Annotated in this window: 20 protein-coding genes; 18 read left to right on the forward strand and 2 right to left on the reverse strand. The window is 41.8% G+C overall.

Translation table 11 applies throughout. From position 1 onward, the window contains the following. Positions 1-4 precede the first annotated feature (4 nt). From hemW to SSAL8618_RS04515, 18 genes are all read left to right on the forward strand, one after another. Entirely contained in the window at positions 5-1,141 is a 1,137-nt protein-coding gene (gene hemW, locus SSAL8618_RS04430; RefSeq protein WP_038675778.1) for a radical SAM family heme chaperone HemW, read from the forward strand. Continuing rightward, positions 1,142-1,885, forward strand: a complete 744-nt coding sequence (locus SSAL8618_RS04435; protein ID WP_038675780.1) for an acyl-ACP thioesterase domain-containing protein — start codon at positions 1,142-1,144, stop codon at positions 1,883-1,885. A 1-nt stretch (position 1,886) separates the two neighbouring features. After that, positions 1,887-2,660, forward strand: a complete 774-nt coding sequence (locus tag SSAL8618_RS04440) for a TIGR01457 family HAD-type hydrolase (protein ID WP_038675782.1) — start codon at positions 1,887-1,889, stop codon at positions 2,658-2,660. Further along, a complete protein-coding gene (locus SSAL8618_RS04445; RefSeq protein ID WP_038675784.1) occupies positions 2,650-3,294 on the forward strand; it encodes a TIGR01906 family membrane protein in 645 nt (214 codons plus the stop codon). Before SSAL8618_RS04440 ends, SSAL8618_RS04445 begins: the two co-directional genes overlap by 11 nt. 8 nt (positions 3,295-3,302) lie before the next feature. After that, a complete protein-coding gene (locus SSAL8618_RS04450; protein WP_038677000.1) occupies positions 3,303-4,037 on the forward strand; it encodes a PHP domain-containing protein in 735 nt (244 codons plus the stop codon). Between the two features lie 161 nt (positions 4,038-4,198). Then, on the forward strand, positions 4,199-5,122 hold the full coding sequence (locus SSAL8618_RS04455) for a phosphodiester glycosidase family protein (RefSeq protein WP_038675786.1): 924 nt from the start codon (positions 4,199-4,201) through the stop codon (positions 5,120-5,122). Next, complete coding sequence (locus SSAL8618_RS04460) at positions 5,103-5,492, forward strand: hypothetical protein (protein WP_038675788.1); 390 nt, start codon at positions 5,103-5,105, stop codon at positions 5,490-5,492. Before SSAL8618_RS04455 ends, SSAL8618_RS04460 begins: the two co-directional genes overlap by 20 nt. A 769-nt stretch (positions 5,493-6,261) precedes the next feature. After that, a complete protein-coding gene (gene hisC / locus SSAL8618_RS04465; RefSeq protein ID WP_038675790.1) occupies positions 6,262-7,314 on the forward strand; it encodes a histidinol-phosphate transaminase in 1,053 nt (350 codons plus the stop codon). Between the two features lie 24 nt (positions 7,315-7,338). Next, positions 7,339-8,292 carry an ATP phosphoribosyltransferase regulatory subunit gene (locus SSAL8618_RS04470; RefSeq protein WP_038675792.1) on the forward strand — a complete coding sequence of 318 codons (954 nt, stop codon included), beginning with the start codon at positions 7,339-7,341 and terminating at the stop codon, positions 8,290-8,292. Then, on the forward strand, positions 8,285-8,935 hold the full coding sequence (gene hisG, locus SSAL8618_RS04475; RefSeq protein ID WP_002883998.1) for an ATP phosphoribosyltransferase: 651 nt from the start codon (positions 8,285-8,287) through the stop codon (positions 8,933-8,935). The genes SSAL8618_RS04470 and hisG overlap by 8 nt, the downstream gene beginning before the upstream one ends. Then, on the forward strand, positions 8,932-10,215 hold the full coding sequence (hisD, locus tag SSAL8618_RS04480) for a histidinol dehydrogenase (RefSeq protein WP_038675793.1): 1,284 nt from the start codon (positions 8,932-8,934) through the stop codon (positions 10,213-10,215). Before hisG ends, hisD begins: the two co-directional genes overlap by 4 nt. Before the next feature lie 19 nt (positions 10,216-10,234). Beyond that, a complete protein-coding gene (gene hisB, locus SSAL8618_RS04485) occupies positions 10,235-10,819 on the forward strand; it encodes an imidazoleglycerol-phosphate dehydratase HisB (RefSeq protein WP_002888923.1) in 585 nt (194 codons plus the stop codon). Next, positions 10,816-11,424 (forward strand): imidazole glycerol phosphate synthase subunit HisH, encoded by a 609-nt coding sequence (gene hisH / locus SSAL8618_RS04490; RefSeq protein ID WP_038675796.1) that lies wholly within the window; start codon positions 10,816-10,818, stop codon positions 11,422-11,424. The genes hisB and hisH overlap by 4 nt, the downstream gene beginning before the upstream one ends. Before the next feature lie 47 nt (positions 11,425-11,471). Continuing rightward, positions 11,472-12,191: a 1-(5-phosphoribosyl)-5-[(5-phosphoribosylamino)methylideneamino]imidazole-4-carboxamide isomerase gene (gene hisA / locus SSAL8618_RS04495; protein WP_038675798.1), complete on the forward strand. Its 720-nt coding sequence runs from the start codon at positions 11,472-11,474 to the stop codon at positions 12,189-12,191. Position 12,192: 1 nt separating this feature from the next. Continuing rightward, positions 12,193-12,951 (forward strand): imidazole glycerol phosphate synthase subunit HisF, encoded by a 759-nt coding sequence (gene hisF / locus SSAL8618_RS04500; RefSeq protein ID WP_002890735.1) that lies wholly within the window; start codon positions 12,193-12,195, stop codon positions 12,949-12,951. After that, complete coding sequence (gene hisI, locus SSAL8618_RS04505; RefSeq protein WP_038675800.1) at positions 12,948-13,286, forward strand: phosphoribosyl-AMP cyclohydrolase; 339 nt, start codon at positions 12,948-12,950, stop codon at positions 13,284-13,286. The genes hisF and hisI overlap by 4 nt, the downstream gene beginning before the upstream one ends. An 8-nt stretch (positions 13,287-13,294) precedes the next feature. Then, positions 13,295-13,609, forward strand: a complete 315-nt coding sequence (hisE, locus tag SSAL8618_RS04510) for a phosphoribosyl-ATP diphosphatase (RefSeq protein ID WP_002884043.1) — start codon at positions 13,295-13,297, stop codon at positions 13,607-13,609. A 207-nt stretch (positions 13,610-13,816) separates the two neighbouring features. Further along, the gene (locus SSAL8618_RS04515) at positions 13,817-14,611 is read left to right on the forward strand and encodes a hypothetical protein (RefSeq protein WP_038675802.1); all 795 of its coding nucleotides are present in this window, start codon (positions 13,817-13,819) and stop codon (positions 14,609-14,611) included. 135 nt (positions 14,612-14,746) lie between these two features. Here SSAL8618_RS04515 and SSAL8618_RS04520 read toward each other — a convergent pair whose 3' ends face one another. Both SSAL8618_RS04520 and SSAL8618_RS04525 read right to left on the reverse strand, forming a co-directional pair. Beyond that, the gene (locus SSAL8618_RS04520; RefSeq protein ID WP_038675804.1) at positions 14,747-15,430 is read right to left on the reverse strand and encodes a DUF4956 domain-containing protein; all 684 of its coding nucleotides are present in this window, start codon (positions 15,428-15,430) and stop codon (positions 14,747-14,749) included. Beyond that, positions 15,423-16,202 carry a polyphosphate polymerase domain-containing protein gene (locus SSAL8618_RS04525; RefSeq protein ID WP_038675806.1) on the reverse strand — a complete coding sequence of 260 codons (780 nt, stop codon included), beginning with the start codon at positions 16,200-16,202 and terminating at the stop codon, positions 15,423-15,425. The genes SSAL8618_RS04520 and SSAL8618_RS04525 overlap by 8 nt, the downstream gene beginning before the upstream one ends. Positions 16,203-16,300: the final 98 nt, after the last annotated feature.

Consider the following 16,300-nt stretch of genomic DNA (forward strand, 5'->3'; position numbering starts at 1 on the left):
TTACATGCAAACAAAACCAACGTCAGCCTATGTGCATATCCCATTTTGCACACAAATTTGTTATTATTGTGACTTTTCTAAGGTCTTTATTAAAAATCAGCCCGTTGATGACTACCTACGGGCTTTGATTCGTGAGTGGGAGCTTTTAGATATCAAGGAGCTTCGCACTCTTTATATTGGTGGTGGTACACCGACAGCTATTTCTGCGGAGCAATTGGACTACCTTTTAAGTCATCTTCAGAAGAACTTGGATTTATCTAAGTTGGAGGAATTTACTATTGAGGCTAATCCCGGTGATTTGACGGTTGATAAGATTGAAGTACTCAAACAATCAGCTGTTAATCGCGTATCTTTAGGGGTTCAGACCTTTGATGACAAGCACTTGCGTCAAATTGGTCGCAGTCACAATCAAGCACAGATTTATGAAAGTATTGATAGCTTAAAGGCTGCTGGTTTTCATAATATTTCCATCGATCTCATTTATGCACTACCTGGTCAAACCATGGATCAGGTCAAGGAAAATGTGAGAAAGGCACTGGAACTGGATATTCCACACCTAAGTCTCTACAGTTTGATATTGGAGCATCACACGGTCTTTATGAATAAGATGCGTCGGGGTAAGCTCAATCTGCCAACTGAGGACTTGGAAGCAGAGATGTTTGACTATATTATCCAAGAGTTGGAAAACAATGGTTTTGAGCACTACGAGATTTCAAACTTTACCAAACCTGGGATGGAGAGTCGTCACAATCTCATGTATTGGAATAATGATGAGTATTATGGTGTGGGTGCTGGAGCCTCTGGTTATGTCAATGGTGTTCGTTATCGCAATAGAGGCCCTATCCAGCATTACCTAAAGGCTATAGCTGAGGATGGTCATGCTAGACTTCACGAGGAGCATCTGACTAAGGCAGAGATGATGGAAGAGGAGTTCTTCCTTGGTTTGCGTAAAAAGTCGGGGGTGTCTATTAAACGTTTTGAAGAGAAGTTTGGCTTGTCATTCGCGGATACTTATGGAGACATTGTAAAAAAACTACAGGAAGATGGGCTCTTGGTCAAGGATCCAGAGGTGGTTCGTATGACTAAACGAGGACTCTTTTTGGGTGATAGTGTCGCTGAACAATTTATCTTGGAGGATTAGATGGGATTAAAATTTAGTATTCCTTATCAAATTCCGTTTTATGAGACGGATATCACGCATCAGGTAAAATTACCGCACTTATTGGCGTTTTCATTGCAAGTATCTGGTATGCAGTCAGAATCTCTGGGAAATACGGATAAGAACGTTTTTGATAAGTACGGTCTGGTTTGGATTGTGACAGACTATGCGATTGAGATTGACCGTTTGCCTCGCTACAATGAAAAGGTGACCATTACAACGGAAGCTATTTCCTATAATAAGATTTTCTGTTACCGTAATTTTTACATCACAGATGAAACTGGTCAGCAAATTATGCTCTTTAAGACTACTTTTGCTCTCATGGATTATGAAACGCGTAAGGTAGCAGAAGTGCCAGATGAGGTGGTAGCACCTTACGAAGCAGATAAGACTAAAAAGTTGCTTAGAGGGCCTCGCTATAAGGCTTTGGAAAATCCAATTGAGACGCTTTATCGTGTGCGTTATTTTGACTTAGACATGAATGGCCACGTTAATAATAGCAAGTACTTGGAGTGGATGTTGGATGTTTTTGATTTGGACTTTTTGACCAAGTACACACCAGCCCATATTGACCTCAAGTATGTTAAGGAAATTCATCATGGGTCAGAGATTTATTCAGGCTATGAGTTTGACCAAGAAAGTTTGAGCAGTCAACATCAGATTTGTGTTGATGGCAATATCCATGCTCAGGCCATTATCCAATGGAAAGAAATAGGAGACGAGTAAGATGACATATAAAGGTTATTTGATTGATTTAGATGGAACCATTTACAAGGGCAAGGACCGTATTCCTGAGGGAGAGGCCTTCGTTAAGGAGTTGCAAAAGCGTCAGATTCCCTATCTTTTTGTGACTAATAATAGTATGCGTACACCAGAGATGGTGCAAGAGCTTTTGCGTAATCAGTGTGAATTGGAAACGTCTCTTGAGACCATTTACACAGCTACTTTGGCGACAGTTGACTACATGAACGATATGAATCGTGGCAAGACGGTTTATGTTATCGGGGAGACTGGACTTAAAACTGCTATTGCGGATGCGGGATATACGGTAGATGAGGAAAATCCTGCTTATGTTGTGGTGGGCTTGGACCGTGAAGTCACTTATGAAATGTTGGTTAAAGCTACGCTTGCTATCCACAAAGGGGCTATATTTATTGGAACTAACCCAGATTTGAATATCCCAACTGAACGTGGTCTTCTTCCAGGTGCTGGTTCTCTCTTAGCTCTTATCGAGGCGGCTACCCGTGTGGAACCAATCATTATTGGTAAGCCTAAAGCTATTATCATGAACAAGGCTCTTGAAATCCTTGGGACAGAACGTTGCCAAACTATTGTGGTTGGTGACAATTACTTGACTGATATTACAGCTGGTATTAAAAATGACTTTCCAACACTTCTTGTGACAACTGGATTTACCAAGGCGGAAGAAGTTGCGAATTTACCAGTAAAACCAGACCATGTGCTTTCTAGTCTAGCGGAGTGGGATTTTGATGCGAACTAAGATTGAGGCTGTTCTGACTCCGATTTGGCTCTTGGCCCTGTCTATCCTAGTGACGATTTATCTGGCATGGGGCTTTTATTATTTTGATATTGATTGGATGCATCTTTTGGACTATGTCATTCTTGGCAAGACAGAGCTCTGGCATAATTTCAATATCCTAATGCAGTATCTGACATTTCCTTGGGTTGGTCATCTGTCCATGCCTGATTTTCCATCGTCGGAGAGTGGGCTTAAGCATTTCCATGATGTGAAGTGGCTCTTTCATTTGGTACAGGGGCTTGTTATTCTACTAGCTTATCCAGCAGTAAGCTCTCTTTGGCGTAATGTGAAGAAAGGGACCTTTGGTCTTTACGTTAAACTTTATATGAGTCTAGCACTCTTGCCGGTCCTTATTGGGGTTGTGGGGCTTTTTCTCGGATTTGATGAGTTTTTTACGCTCTTTCATGAAGCACTCTTTCCTGGGGATAGCAGTTGGCTCTTTAATCCAATCTTGGACCCGATTATCAACGTTTTGCCAGAAGAGTATTTCCTTCAGTGTTTTGTCATTTTCTTTCTTGTCTATGAGGGAATCATGGTGAGTTTGACTTGGTTGGCCCGTAAGCAACTTAAAATGTATTTGAAAAATAAGGAGTAGTTATGTCTATTCGTGATAACCATTTGCATACCCATCATTCTTATGATTCGGATGCGAACTTTACTGACTATTTGACGCATTTTGATGGGGAGATTGTAACGACTGAGCATTATGATCTCTCTAATCCTTATACCAAACAGGATGATGTGCCCGAGTACGAGGCCTATAGTCGTGAGATTGAAAGTCTTAACCGTAAGTATGGCAATCGTATAAAACGTGGTATCGAGATTGGTTATTACCAGCCTAGGGAGAGGGATATTTTAGACTTTCTGGATGGTAAGGACTATGATCTCAAACTTTTATCTGTTCACCATAATGGGGTCAATGATTATCTTGATGATGAGGTAGCTGATATGGATAAGGCAAGCATTATTCAAGAATATCTGGACAAGTTGGAGTACGCTATTGGTCGTGTGGACGCAGATGTTTTGGCCCACTTTGACTATGGTTTTCGCCTGTTTGACGTGACTGTTGATGAGCTAAAAGCTTATGAAGAACAGCTCAAACGTATTTTCCAGAAAATGATTGCTAATGATTTGGCTTTTGAGCTGAATGCAAAGAGTATGTACCTCTATCATCACGAAGACCTCTACCGTTATGCCCTAGGTCTTGTTAAGGATTTGGGATGTCGCAAGTATTCTATTGGGTCTGATGGTCATAAATTAGAGCATTTCCGTCTGAACTTTGATAAGATTCAAGAGCTCTTGAGAGAATTTGGCATTACTGAAGATATGATTATATAGCAAAGACAGCTTCAACTGAAGCTGTCTTTTTCTTAAGGAAAGCTTAAAGAAAAGGCGTTGTTGTGGGAATTATAGAAGATTTTAAGCTTTGCTTGTTATGCTAATGTCAAGCAAAAGGAACTTATGGTTTCTATCTTATCTTTCAAAATTGGAGGTCTTCTATGAAATTTCTCAAAAGGCATGCCTATGCCTTACTCTTTACCCTTTTTCTGATGGGGGCAAATGTTTACTCTCTCTTAAAGGTCTTTGTCATTCCCTCAGCGGTCTCAACGGTTTCGGCCAATACGACTAGTTCAACCACAGCGTCGTCGACGGCATCTACTAGCACTGGTAAGGTGACTAAGACGGATACGACTTATAAAGATGACAATATGGATATCAAAATCACAACAGGTAAAACCAGTGATACCACTTACTATGTGGCAGATATCCAGCTTTCGAGTGCAGATTACCTTAAAACGGCTTTGGCACAAAATACCTATGGGACCAACATCACTGACACTACTTCAAGTATTGCCCAGCAAAACAATGCAATCTTTGCCATCAATGGTGACTATTATGGCGCTAATCAGTCGGGTTATGTGATTAAAAATGGTCAAGTCTATCGTGATACTGATCGAAACAGTGACTACGAGGACCTTGCAGTCTACTCAGATGGTAGCTTCAAGACCTTTAAGGAGAGCGATACAACGGCTCAAAAATTGGTCGATTCAGGTGTGGTCAATACCTTTGCCTTTGGTCCAACCTTAGTTGAAAATGACAAGATAGCTGTATCGGAAAATGAAGAGGTTGGTCAAGCCATGGCCGACAATCCACGTACAGCCATCGGAGTCATCGAAGAGAGTGATGGCAGTGTGCACTATATTGTCATTGTCTCTGATGGTCGTACCAGTGAATCGTCAGGGTTGACCCTCTATGAAATGGCAGAGTTGATGAAATCCTATGGCGTGACGACAGCTTATAACCTTGACGGTGGTGGCTCATCTACTATGTACTTCAATGGTCAAGTCATTAATAAGCCAACCACAAACGGAAACAAAATTTCAGAAAGGGCGGTGAGCGATATTGTTTACATCGGTTACTAAAAAATCAGCCAGCAAACACTTTTTCACTTACATTGCTTTAACTATTTTTAGCCTTCTATTTACCTTTGTCTATGAACGTTTCTCTTACGGGGAATCATCCATGTTTATGCGTATGATGTTTTTAGCCCCATTGGCTGGAGCACTTATCTATCTGCTAACAGGAGTGGGAATGTCTTGGGTGAAAACACGTCTTTCAAAACTACTCTTTAATTCGTCTATTGCAGTTGTTGCTAGTGCCTGCTTGGTTAAGGGAATCGTTGAGGTTTCAGGTCGTACAACTAGCGTGGATATGCCTTATTGGTATGTTGCTGTAGGGCTGCTTTGTTTGAGTATTATGACAGGATTTATCAGACCTAGAAAATTGGCTTAAAATAAGAGCTTGGAGCTGTGCTTCAGGCTTTTTGTCTTGCATTGAAAAAATATTTAGGATAAATATACAAATCATAAAATGAAGAAATTATTTTAAATGAGGAATTTGCTTAAAGACATTTTCATAAAAAATTACTGAGCCTGTTTTTTTTGTGATAGGAATTTAGATAGAACGAGACTGTCTATAGTGATGGAAGTGCCTGAATCTATCGTGTTTCCGGCGCTAGGGATTTTTGAGACATGAGGTTCAAAACTTAGGCATGGAACTTTTGGATGGCTAGAATTATCCACAGAATCATTTCACCCGCGTCCGCCATCACCTAAGGAAAGTCTCAAAAGGTTTGTTACTGCTATTAAATATACATGATTTTCAACTTTTTATAAAAATATACAAAAAAGACTTGCTTTGTTCTGAATTTTCAGGTAAAATAAACTAAAATCTAAATCGTTGATAGAAAAAGTCAGATCGTTTCACAGAGAATGCGGGAAGCTGAGAACGCATGAGATCAAAGACGACACATTCTTGAGAGCGTATGCGAACTCTGGATGACAGTAGTGTACGACGGGTGGTTCCGTTAGAGACTGGGAGTTACAAGTGAGTCTTTGTGACTTCATGAGGAAGAGGGGGTGACCCCTGTTCGAATTAAGGTGGAACCACGTGCCAACGTCCTTGCAAAAGTTGTTTTTGCGAGGGCGTTTTTTGTTACCCTTGCTTTTAGTATTTGTAGCTAGCGGTACACTTGGTCGGAGTTGAACAGAAAGGATAAACTATGGAAATCAAAGGATTACGAAAGATTGAACCCTATGTGGCAGGTAGTCAGCCTGCTGAAAAAAATATCATTAAGTTGAATACTAATGAAAATGCCTATGGACCAAGTCCAGCGGTCCATCAAGCTTTAGCATCCTTTGATGCCCATCAGTTACGTAAGTATTCGACTTTGGATCAAGCGGCTTTACGTCAAGCCTTATCTGAACAGCTAGGTGTTCCTGCCGATCAAGTGATTATTGGAAATGGGTCAGACGATATTTTGTCAATGGCTTTCCTAGCTTTCTTTAATAGCGAGGAAGACGTTTTGTTTCCAGACTTGACCTATGGATTTTACAAGGTTTGGGCAGATTTGTATCGCATCCCATTTAGAGAAGTGCCCTTGAACTCTTCATTTGAGATTGATACTCAAGATTATCTGGTTGAAAATGGTGGGATTGTCCTTACTAACCCAAATGCGCCAACAGGTATTTATAAACCTCTCGATCAAATTGAGAAAATCGTAAAGGCCAATCAGTCAGTAGTTGTGATTATTGACGAAGCCTATATTAACTTTGGTGGGGAGACTGCCCTACCTCTTCTAGAAAAGTATGACAATGTGTTTATCACAAGGACCTTTTCTAAGGACGCCTCACTTGCAGGCTTGCGTGTCGGCTATGGCATCGGAAGTCCAAAGCTAATGGCTGTGATCAATGCCGTCAAGAATTCAGTCAATCCCTATAGTGTGGATAGCATTGCGGAAGTCTTGGCGACTGCAGCCGTTCAGTCTTGGAATTATTATGAAGATAGCTGCGCTAAGATTATGGCCACACGTGACTGGTTTAGCCAAGAATTGAAAGCTATTGGCTTTGATGTTCTTCCTTCAAAAACCAATTTTGTTTTGGTCAAACCGCACGGAGTGACTGCAGGCCAATTGTTTGACTATCTCCAAAGTAAGAAAATTTATGTCCGATATTTTCCAAAAGTGGAGCGTATTTCAGACAGACTACGCATCTCTATTGGAACTCAGGATGAGATGGAGCGCGTACTAATGACAATACAGGAGTTACAAGCATGAAAAAAAACGACATTAGCCTTAGGAATGCACGATAAACTTTTCAAACGTGCCCGTACCATGTATCAGATTGAGCATCGTATCTGTGACTTGTTGATGACAAAGGGTTTCCTTCGAATTGAGACACCAACCCTAGAGCATTTCGAAGTCTTTAGCGATGTTGTGGACAATGGTAACTACAATTTCTTTGATAAAAATGGAGATCTTGTTAGCCTACGTCCTGATATTACCAGCCAAATTGGGCGCGTGATTGCTTCGACACAAGTTCATACACCGATTAAATTTTCTTACTCTGGAAAAGTCTTTAACTACAATGAGGAGATGCGTGGCCTATCCAATGAGCATACGCAGGCTGGTATTGAGATTATAGGATTCCCTGTTCACCAGGCCATGGAAGAAGCTGTAATATCTGCTAAAGAGGCTCTGGATGCTGCCGGTGTCAAAAATTACAAGTTTGAGTTTTCACATGCTCGCCTCTTGCAACTCATTTTTGAAGAATTAGACCTTCCAGCTGTAAAAGAAGCAGAGCTGGCGGCCTATATCCGTGACAAATCAATCACAGGCCTCAAGGAATTCACCAAAGAAAATCCAAGTCAATATGACAAGGTTTTGGAGCAGTTGCCCTTCCTCTTTGGTGAGACAAAGGATGTCTTGACCAAGGCTAGACAGTTAACAGACAGTGAAGCCTTTTTGACGGCCTTGGATAGTTTGGAAGTCTTAACCAATCGCCTAGCAGATAGTCTCCCAGAGACGACGCTTGATTTGGCTCAATTGCCAGCAGTGCTTTACTACACAGGCATGATGTTTAAGGTCTTTGGTGATAAGGTGCCAGATGCCTTTGTATCAGGTGGCCGTTACGATAAACTGTTTGAACGCTTTGGTGCTACCGAGTTAACAGCGGTTGGTTGGGCGATTGATGTTGATTCGGTCTATCAAGCAGTGCATGATGATGTGGAATTTGGAGGTGACTTGGATGACTAGCAATCAAATCACAATTGCCTTAACCAAGGGGCGAATTGAGAAAGATACAGTTAAATTACTAGAAAAAGCTGGCTTTGACATGTCCTTCATGGCTGATAAGGGCCGTAATTTAATTTTCGAAAGTCCTGACAAACGTTTCCGTTTTCTCCTGGTCAAAGCACCAGATGTGACCACCTATGTCCGACATGGTGTCGCAGATATTGGGATTGTCGGGAAGGATGTTTTGGTTGAACATCCGACAGGCTATTTGGAAATGTTAGACCTTAATTTTGGCCTTTGTAAATTCTCTGTAGCATCAACAGAAGACTATAATCCTGATGACCATAAGCGTAAACGTATTGCTACCAAGTATCCAACCATTGCGACGGATTATTTTAATCAAAAAGGTGAGGATGTTGAGATCATTTCAATTCAGGGGAGTGTTGAGATTGCCCCAGTCATTGGTCTAGCGGATGCTATTGTCGATATTGTGGAAACAGGGAATACCCTTGTTGCTAATGGCTTAAAAGTTTATGAAGATATTTGCAGGATTTCAGCACGAATGATTGTTAATAAGGCTTCTTTGAAAAATAACAAGGAAGTTCTACCATTCATTTGTAAGATTGAATCACTTGTAGGGAACGAGGAGGTACCGTTCGAATGAAACGATTAACTGGAACAAATAAAGAAATTGCGGAGCTTCTTTATCAGGAGCAATTGGAACTGTCAAAAGAAAATAGAGACGTTGAAAGCACGGTTCAAGCCATTATTGAAGACGTTAAAAAACGTGGAGACGAGGCCCTTCGTGACTATTCAGCTAAATTTGATAAGGTTGACTTGACTGATTTTGAAGTTGGACAGGACTTGATTGATCAAGCCTTTAAAGAGATTGATCCAGAGGTTTACCAAGCCCTAGTTAATGCCAAAGAAAACATTGAATCTTATCACAAACATCAGTTGGAGGCTGGTTTTGAGGACCAACCAAGTGAGGGTGTTATTCGTGGTCAATTGATCCGTCCTATCAATCGTGTGGGTGTTTATGTGCCTGGAGGAACTGCGGCTTATCCGTCATCAGTTCTTATGAATGTTATTCCTGCCAAAATTGCTGGGGTTAAAGAGATTATTATGATTACGCCGCCTCAAGAGCATTTTGTTCCTGCGATCCTGGTAGCTGCAAAATTGGCTGGTGTGGATAGCATTTACCAAGTTGGTGGGGCTCAAGGGGTTGCGGCCTTGGCCTTTGGTACAGAAACAATTCCAAAAGTGGACAAGATTACAGGTCCTGGTAATATTTTCGTGGCGACTGCCAAGAAACAAGTTTACGGTATTGTCGGTATTGATATGATTGCAGGGCCATCAGAAATTGGTGTCATTGCTGATAGTAGTGCCAATCCAACCTATGTGGCAGCTGACCTCTTGTCTCAAGCAGAGCACGACACACGCGCACGTGCCATTTTGGTCACAGATTCTGAAGCCTTGGCTGATGCGGTTGAAAATGAGATCGAACGTCAACTCAAGCTTTTGCCACGTGAGGCGATTGCTCGTCCATCTGTCGAAAATAACGGCCGTATTATTATTGCCAATGATACAGATGCCATGTTCGAACTCATGAACTTGGTTGCGCCAGAACATTTGGAAATTGCTATGGACAATGCTTATGATTACTTGGAAAAAGTGGAAAATGCTGGTTCCGTCTTTCTTGGTCACTTTACCAGCGAACCAATTGGCGACTACTATGCAGGTGCCAACCACGTTCTTCCGACGACAGCGACTAGCCGCTTTTCATCAGCTTTAGGCGTGCACGATTTTGTCAAACGTATCCAATATACGCAATATGATAAGGCAGCAGTCAATAAGGCTCAGCACGATATCACAACCTTGGCTTATGCGGAAGGCTTGCAGGCCCACGCCAAGGCAATTGAAGTCAGAAACGACAATAATTGAGAGAGTAGAGGAAGAAGTTATGAGACAAGCAGAAATTGAACGTAATACCTTTGAAACCAAAATTAAGTTAAGCCTCAATTTGGATGCTCAAGAACCAGTAGATATTCAAACAGGTGTCGGATTTTTTGACCACATGTTGACCTTGTTTGCCCGCCACGGTCGTATGTCTTTGGTGGTGAAGGCTGATGGTGACCTTTGGGTTGATAGTCACCACACCGTTGAAGATGTCGGTATTGTCCTTGGTCAAGCTCTTAAAGAGGCCTTGGGCGATAAAGCAGGGATCAACCGTTATGGAACGGCTTTTGTACCTATGGATGAAACCCTCGGAATGGCAAGTTTAGACTTGTCTGGACGTAGCTTCTTGGTCTTTGATGCTAGTTTTGATAATCCAAAATTGGGTAATTTTGACACAGAACTGGTTGAAGAATTTTTCCAAGCCTTGGCTTTCAATGTTCAGATGAATCTCCACCTCAAGATTCTCCACGGAAAAAACAATCACCACAAGTCAGAAAGTCTTTTCAAGGCAACAGGACGTGCCTTGCGTGAGGCAATCACAATCAATCCTGATATTCACGGCGTAAACTCGACAAAGGGGATGCTATGATTATCGTCATTGATTACGATGCGGGGAATACCGCAAATGTTCTACGTGCCCTTGAAAAAATCGGTGTGACTGCAGAATTGTCTGCTGACAAAGAAAAAATCCTAGCTGCAGATGGGTTGATTTTACCTGGTGTAGGTGCCTATCCAACGGCTATGGCAGAGCTTGAGCGAAGAGGCTTGGTAGCTGTTATCAAAGAGGCCGTCGCACAGGGAGTTCCCCTTTTGGGAATTTGTTTAGGCATGCAGATTTTAACACAAAAAGGACTGGAACATGAAGAAACAGATGGTCTTGGCTTTATTCCAGGTGTCTGCCGTCCTATTCCAGCCAGCAAGGAGCAACCTGTCCCACATATGGGGTGGAATGATTTGGCTGTTAAGCAAGCCAGCCCTTTGACAGATGGTTTAGATGGCCAAGCTGTCTACTTCGTTCACAGCTATTTCACAGATGTCCCTAGCCAATACATTGATGTTACCGCAGACTACAGTATTGAGGTGCCAGCCATGATTCATAAAGACAATGTTTATGGGGCTCAATTTCATCCTGAAAAATCAGGGGATATTGGCTTAGGTATTCTTGAAAAGTTTGCAGGGTTATGTAAAGCCTAGAAGCTAGTGAGAGCAAAGACTTTTTGTTAGAAAGGATGGTAGGGGAGATGCAAATTCTACCAGCAATTGATATTAAGGATGGACAGGCTGTTCGTCTCTTTAAAGGAGATTTCAACCAACAAACCGTTGTCAATCCAGATGTTATTGAGCAGGCAAAGACCTTTAAGAATGCGGGCATTCAATTTATTCATGTCGTCGACTTGGACGGTGCCCTTGATGGTCGTGCCACTAACCGTGACTTGATTGCAGAGGTCAAGAAGGTTTCTGGACTTGGCATCGAAGTTGGTGGCGGTATCCGTACTTTGGAGCAGATTCGTGACTATTTGGAAGTTGGCATCGACCGTATCATTATCGGTTCAATGGCCGTTAAAAATCCTGACTTCGTTCGAGCAGCTTTAGAGGAATTTGGTGCCGATAAAATTGTCGTAGGTATTGATGCCAAGGCAGGGTTTGTCGCTACTGAAGGCTGGTTGGAAACCAGCAATGTGGACTATATTACCTTGGCCAAGGAAATGGAAAAGATGGGCGTAACCCTCTTTGTCTATACTGATGTTGATCGAGATGGCACACTGACAGGACCCAATCTTGATCACTACAAACGTTTGGTATCTGAACTCACAACCGCCAAAGTCATCGCTTCCGGTGGGATTGCAGAAGTAGCCGACTTAGATCACCTACAAGAGATTGGTGTGGCAGGAACCATTGTCGGTAAAGCTTACTATAACGGCAATATCACATTAGACCAACTCAAGTCTTTCGGAGGTTAAGATGCTTAAAAAACGTATTATTCCTTGTTTGGATGTCAAGGACGGTCGTGTCGTTAAGGGGGTTAATTTTGTGAATCTGACAGATGTTGGTGATCCTGTTGATTCTGCACGTGCTTACTATGAGGCTGGCTGTGATGAACTCGTTTTCTTGGATATCACAGCGACTTCAGACAATCGTGAAACAACGGTTGACATGGTACGCCGCGTTGCCGATCAGGTCTTTATCCCCTTCACAGTTGGTGGTGGTATCCGTTCAGTTGAAGACATGAACAAGATGCTTAAAGCTGGTGCTGACAAGGTTGCGGTCAATTCCTCAGCCCTTGCCAACCCGCAACTAATCGCTGATTGTGCTCAAAAATTTGGGAACCAGTGTGTAGTGGCTGCGATTGATGCCAAAAAGATGGCTGATGGGAGCTGGCATGTTTTTGTGGCGGGTGGCCGTAAGGATACAGGTAGGGACCTCATCCAATGGGCTCAAGAAGTCGTCGCCTTGGGGGCTGGAGAAATTCTCTTAACCAGCATGGACAAGGACGGCACTAAGTCTGGTTTTGATTTGGAAATGCTAAATCGTGTGGCGGAAGTCGTTGATGTTCCGATCATCGCTTCTGGTGGCGCGGGAAATATTGAGGACATTGTAGAGGTCTTTGAAAAGACAACAGCGACTGGTGCACTGGCAGCCTCTATCTTCCACTTTGGTGAGGTAAATATAGGCGAAACCAAACAAGTCTTGGCAAATGCAGGAATTGAGGTGAGACGATGACAGAGGTTAAACTTGATTTTGACAAACAAGGAGGACTGGTACCAGTCATTGTGACCGATTTCAAGACGGGGCAGGTGCTCATGTTGGCCTATATGAATGAGGTGTCCTATCAGTTGACCCTAGAGACCAAACAAATGCATTACTGGAGCCGTTCTAGAAATGAGCTTTGGCATAAGGGAGCCACATCTGGTCATTTCCAACATGTTAAAAGCATTAAGACTGACTGTGATCAGGACACCTTGCTTATCGCCGTGGAACAAGAAGGAACAGCCTGCCATACAGGAGCCTACAGCTGTTTCTTTACGGATATATATGATGACAGACAAGACAGATAGGAGTAGCTATGTTAGAAACACTTTATAAGGAAGCCTTAGATCGTAAAAAGAATCCCAAAGAAGGGTCTTATACCAATTACCTTTTTGATAAGGGGCTAGACAAGATTCTTAAAAAGGTTGGCGAAGAAGCGACAGAAGTTGTGATTGGAGCCAAAAATGCTGATAAAGAAGAAATTGCCAACGAGACAGCAGACGTCCTCTATCACCTAGCCGTTATGCTCGTTGAAACAGGGGTTAGCCCTGAAGACGTTGAAGCCGTACTTAAAGCACGTCAGGGCAAGCAAAGCAATGTCCATGACCGAAAAGAAGTAACAGATTATTGAGGATTATCTCAACCGATTTGAACTAAGAGGAAAAGCCTGAAGTGATGATTCAGGCTTTTTTGCTAGAGGAATTCAAATCATTTTGTTCCTCTAACTACCATGAGAAAGCGCTTTAAAATGCTATAATAGGAGTGAAGAAAGCTCGTTTTATTTGAAGGATTTGGTGTGCTTATTTATACAAATCATTGAGGAAAGGAAGGATGTCCTATGAAGAAAAATACTCCTTATATCATAACTCTTTCTCGTTTAGCAATTCTCCTCCTTTGTTCTAGTCTTTTAGTTGGTTGTACAGGAGCACTTCCAAATGCTTACTCAAAAGCCAGGGAAAAAACGCAAAAAATCTTGGCTTATAATGGTTTTAAGGGAAAGGTCCAAGTTAAGAATATCAAAAAGGTGATTCTAGATAGTGTAGGCATTTATGTCGATTATACCTATTCAGAGGAAACCTACGACAATCAAAACATATCATTAGATTCAAAAATTACTTTTAATCTTGACTGGACAGTTAATGGTGAAGAATATAAGACTCCTGGCCTTTACTCGGAAACCTATTTACAACAAAAATCTGTAAAAAAAGAAGAGCAGCAACTCTTCAAGGAACTTAAGAAGCAATCTTTAGGCCTTGATATCGAAGATTTCTCCTTCAGAGATAATACACTGATAGATCAAGAGGCTGGTAATCGTCGAAAACATTTAGCCGAAGAAAACCGTAAAAATGGCAAGCATGATTTTTATGGGTATTATCAAATTCCTTATCAAACAATGATTGATGAACATATTGTTGCTATGTCAATAAGAGTAAGTGATACAGAAAATACTAGTAAGAAAGATTTAGAAGAGGCTGCAACTAAACTGGATGCTAGCAAGCTACCAGACGGAGAGTACGAATTTTATTTTTTCACAACTGATGAAGAAAATTCCGCTTACTATGACAATTCCGGATATATTGGCTATACCTTTAACATACAAGACGGTAAGGTTGTCCAAGATGAAGATGATTAGATGATACTTTGATTCCTGCGATAATCTCGCACTCCATACTGGCGGCATAGAGGTATAGGCTATAGCTTAGTGAAAATGTTAACCTCAAAACATGCAAAAACATCTCCAAAAACTAGTTGGAGATGTCTTTTTATCTTACAAATTCTTTTTCTTTTTAGCTTTTTTGGTTAGGGCAAGATCACAATTTTCAATACTTGAGATAAGGTGGTTAGTCAATTGGAAGTCATCCACTTGGGGATTCAAATCCACTTCGTAGACCAGCTGCATGGTCTCCCCCCCACCAGTGGTGTTAAGGGAAATCAGGTCGCATTCACTGGTGAAATTGAGCAAGGTTTTAGTGATTTTTTGATCAATCAAGTCTTGGTAGGAGACGTTAATGGTCAGGAGTCTACGACGTTGGTTGTCGGTACGACTTTGACGATTTTCCAAAAGAAGCCAAACAGCTAGAAGGAAAATGGTAAAGAGGACAGCCAGTAAGAGATAGCCGGTCCCAGATGCCAGACCAATAATCATGGCCATGAAGACAGCGATTAGTTCTCTAGAACCGCTGGTGGCAGAACGAAAACGAATGAGACTAAAGGTCCCTGCCACGGCAATAGAGGTCCCCAAACTACCATTGACAAGGAAGATAACTAGGGTCATCAAACATGGAAGTAGGGTCAAACTGATGACAAATTCTCTGGTGTAGAGGGTCCGGTATTTGTAAGTCCAGGTTAGGGCCAATCCTAAAACAAGGCTGACCAGTAAGGCCAGCATGAGTTGAAGGGGACTAGCGGTTGCGGTCGCATCATTAAAGATAGAATTGAAGAGATTAGACATAGGCAGCAGCTCCTTTTTCTTGTGCTGGACGTGGTCTGTAGTCTAGACCTTGAGACTTATGATAGGCACAGCTGTATTTTGAGAATTTCTGCTCTTCCAAACCATGTTTATCTAAGATAGCTTGAAGCCAGTCAGGCTTTTTGCCAGGTGCCTTGATTTCCATGATAATCGTATCTTCATCAAGAAGGGGAAAACCATGATTTCCCTTAAAGAGACTGACATCTTCATCACGGTAAGTCAAATTTTGGTCAAGGGTAACACGAACTTTATTGTAGGCATAGCCTTCGATAGTCTCTTTTTCTTTCATCGAAAAACGGTCGTAGTAGATATACATACGAGGTTTAAGCCCCTCATCATAGCGTTGACGTAAGTGGTGGATATCCTGTAATAGCTGGCGGTCAGTGATTTGACCATGATTCTTACCGTCTGTCATCAAGTTAGTGATGGCAAGCGGTGTTGAAACGAGACGAAACTTATGACCGATTCCTTCATCATCTTTGGCTTTAACCTCTAAAAAGACCTTACTATCAATTTTGGGATTGGCTAGGTAGGTACGCATGCGGATTTTCTCTTGACGGTGATTACCATCTAGGGCATCTTGGATGACGTCAAAATTATCCGTATCAAAGTAAATATTTGAAATGGTAGATGTCGGATAATCATCCTCTACCAAATACTCCTTAAGATCAGTGAGCAGGTCCTCAAGATTGTCCTTTGAGACCACATATTTTGTTTCAATACGTTTAAAACGTGTTTCCAATTGTTTAACCATGAAAAAACTCCTTTTTTAGATAAGATACAAAGCCGTGAAGCAACTCTCAGGATAATAGGGGGACCAGTCGAAGGAGTTTAACTCCAAGCAGGTCCCAT

It is taken from the genome of Streptococcus salivarius, assembly GCF_000785515.1.
GTDB classification, from domain to species: domain Bacteria; phylum Bacillota; class Bacilli; order Lactobacillales; family Streptococcaceae; genus Streptococcus; species Streptococcus salivarius.

Coding starts and splice junctions, on each gene's coding strand:
- hemW (WP_038675778.1), top strand. CDS start 5: ATGCAAACAAAACCAACGTCAGCCTATGTGCATATCCCATTTTGCACA.
- SSAL8618_RS04435 (WP_038675780.1), top strand. CDS start 1,142: ATGGGATTAAAATTTAGTATTCCTTATCAAATTCCGTTTTATGAGACG.
- SSAL8618_RS04440 (WP_038675782.1), top strand. CDS start 1,887: ATGACATATAAAGGTTATTTGATTGATTTAGATGGAACCATTTACAAG.
- SSAL8618_RS04445 (WP_038675784.1), top strand. CDS start 2,650: ATGCGAACTAAGATTGAGGCTGTTCTGACTCCGATTTGGCTCTTGGCC.
- SSAL8618_RS04455 (WP_038675786.1), top strand. CDS start 4,199: ATGAAATTTCTCAAAAGGCATGCCTATGCCTTACTCTTTACCCTTTTT.
- hisC (WP_038675790.1), top strand. CDS start 6,262: ATGGAAATCAAAGGATTACGAAAGATTGAACCCTATGTGGCAGGTAGT.
- SSAL8618_RS04470 (WP_038675792.1), top strand. CDS start 7,339: ATGCACGATAAACTTTTCAAACGTGCCCGTACCATGTATCAGATTGAG.
- hisG (WP_002883998.1), top strand. CDS start 8,285: ATGACTAGCAATCAAATCACAATTGCCTTAACCAAGGGGCGAATTGAG.
- hisD (WP_038675793.1), top strand. CDS start 8,932: ATGAAACGATTAACTGGAACAAATAAAGAAATTGCGGAGCTTCTTTAT.
- hisB (WP_002888923.1), top strand. CDS start 10,235: ATGAGACAAGCAGAAATTGAACGTAATACCTTTGAAACCAAAATTAAG.
- hisH (WP_038675796.1), top strand. CDS start 10,816: ATGATTATCGTCATTGATTACGATGCGGGGAATACCGCAAATGTTCTA.
- hisA (WP_038675798.1), top strand. CDS start 11,472: ATGCAAATTCTACCAGCAATTGATATTAAGGATGGACAGGCTGTTCGT.
- hisF (WP_002890735.1), top strand. CDS start 12,193: ATGCTTAAAAAACGTATTATTCCTTGTTTGGATGTCAAGGACGGTCGT.
- hisI (WP_038675800.1), top strand. CDS start 12,948: ATGACAGAGGTTAAACTTGATTTTGACAAACAAGGAGGACTGGTACCA.
- hisE (WP_002884043.1), top strand. CDS start 13,295: ATGTTAGAAACACTTTATAAGGAAGCCTTAGATCGTAAAAAGAATCCC.
- SSAL8618_RS04515 (WP_038675802.1), top strand. CDS start 13,817: ATGAAGAAAAATACTCCTTATATCATAACTCTTTCTCGTTTAGCAATT.
- SSAL8618_RS04520 (WP_038675804.1), bottom strand. CDS start 15,430: ATGTCTAATCTCTTCAATTCTATCTTTAATGATGCGACCGCAACCGCT.
- SSAL8618_RS04525 (WP_038675806.1), bottom strand. CDS start 16,202: ATGGTTAAACAATTGGAAACACGTTTTAAACGTATTGAAACAAAATAT.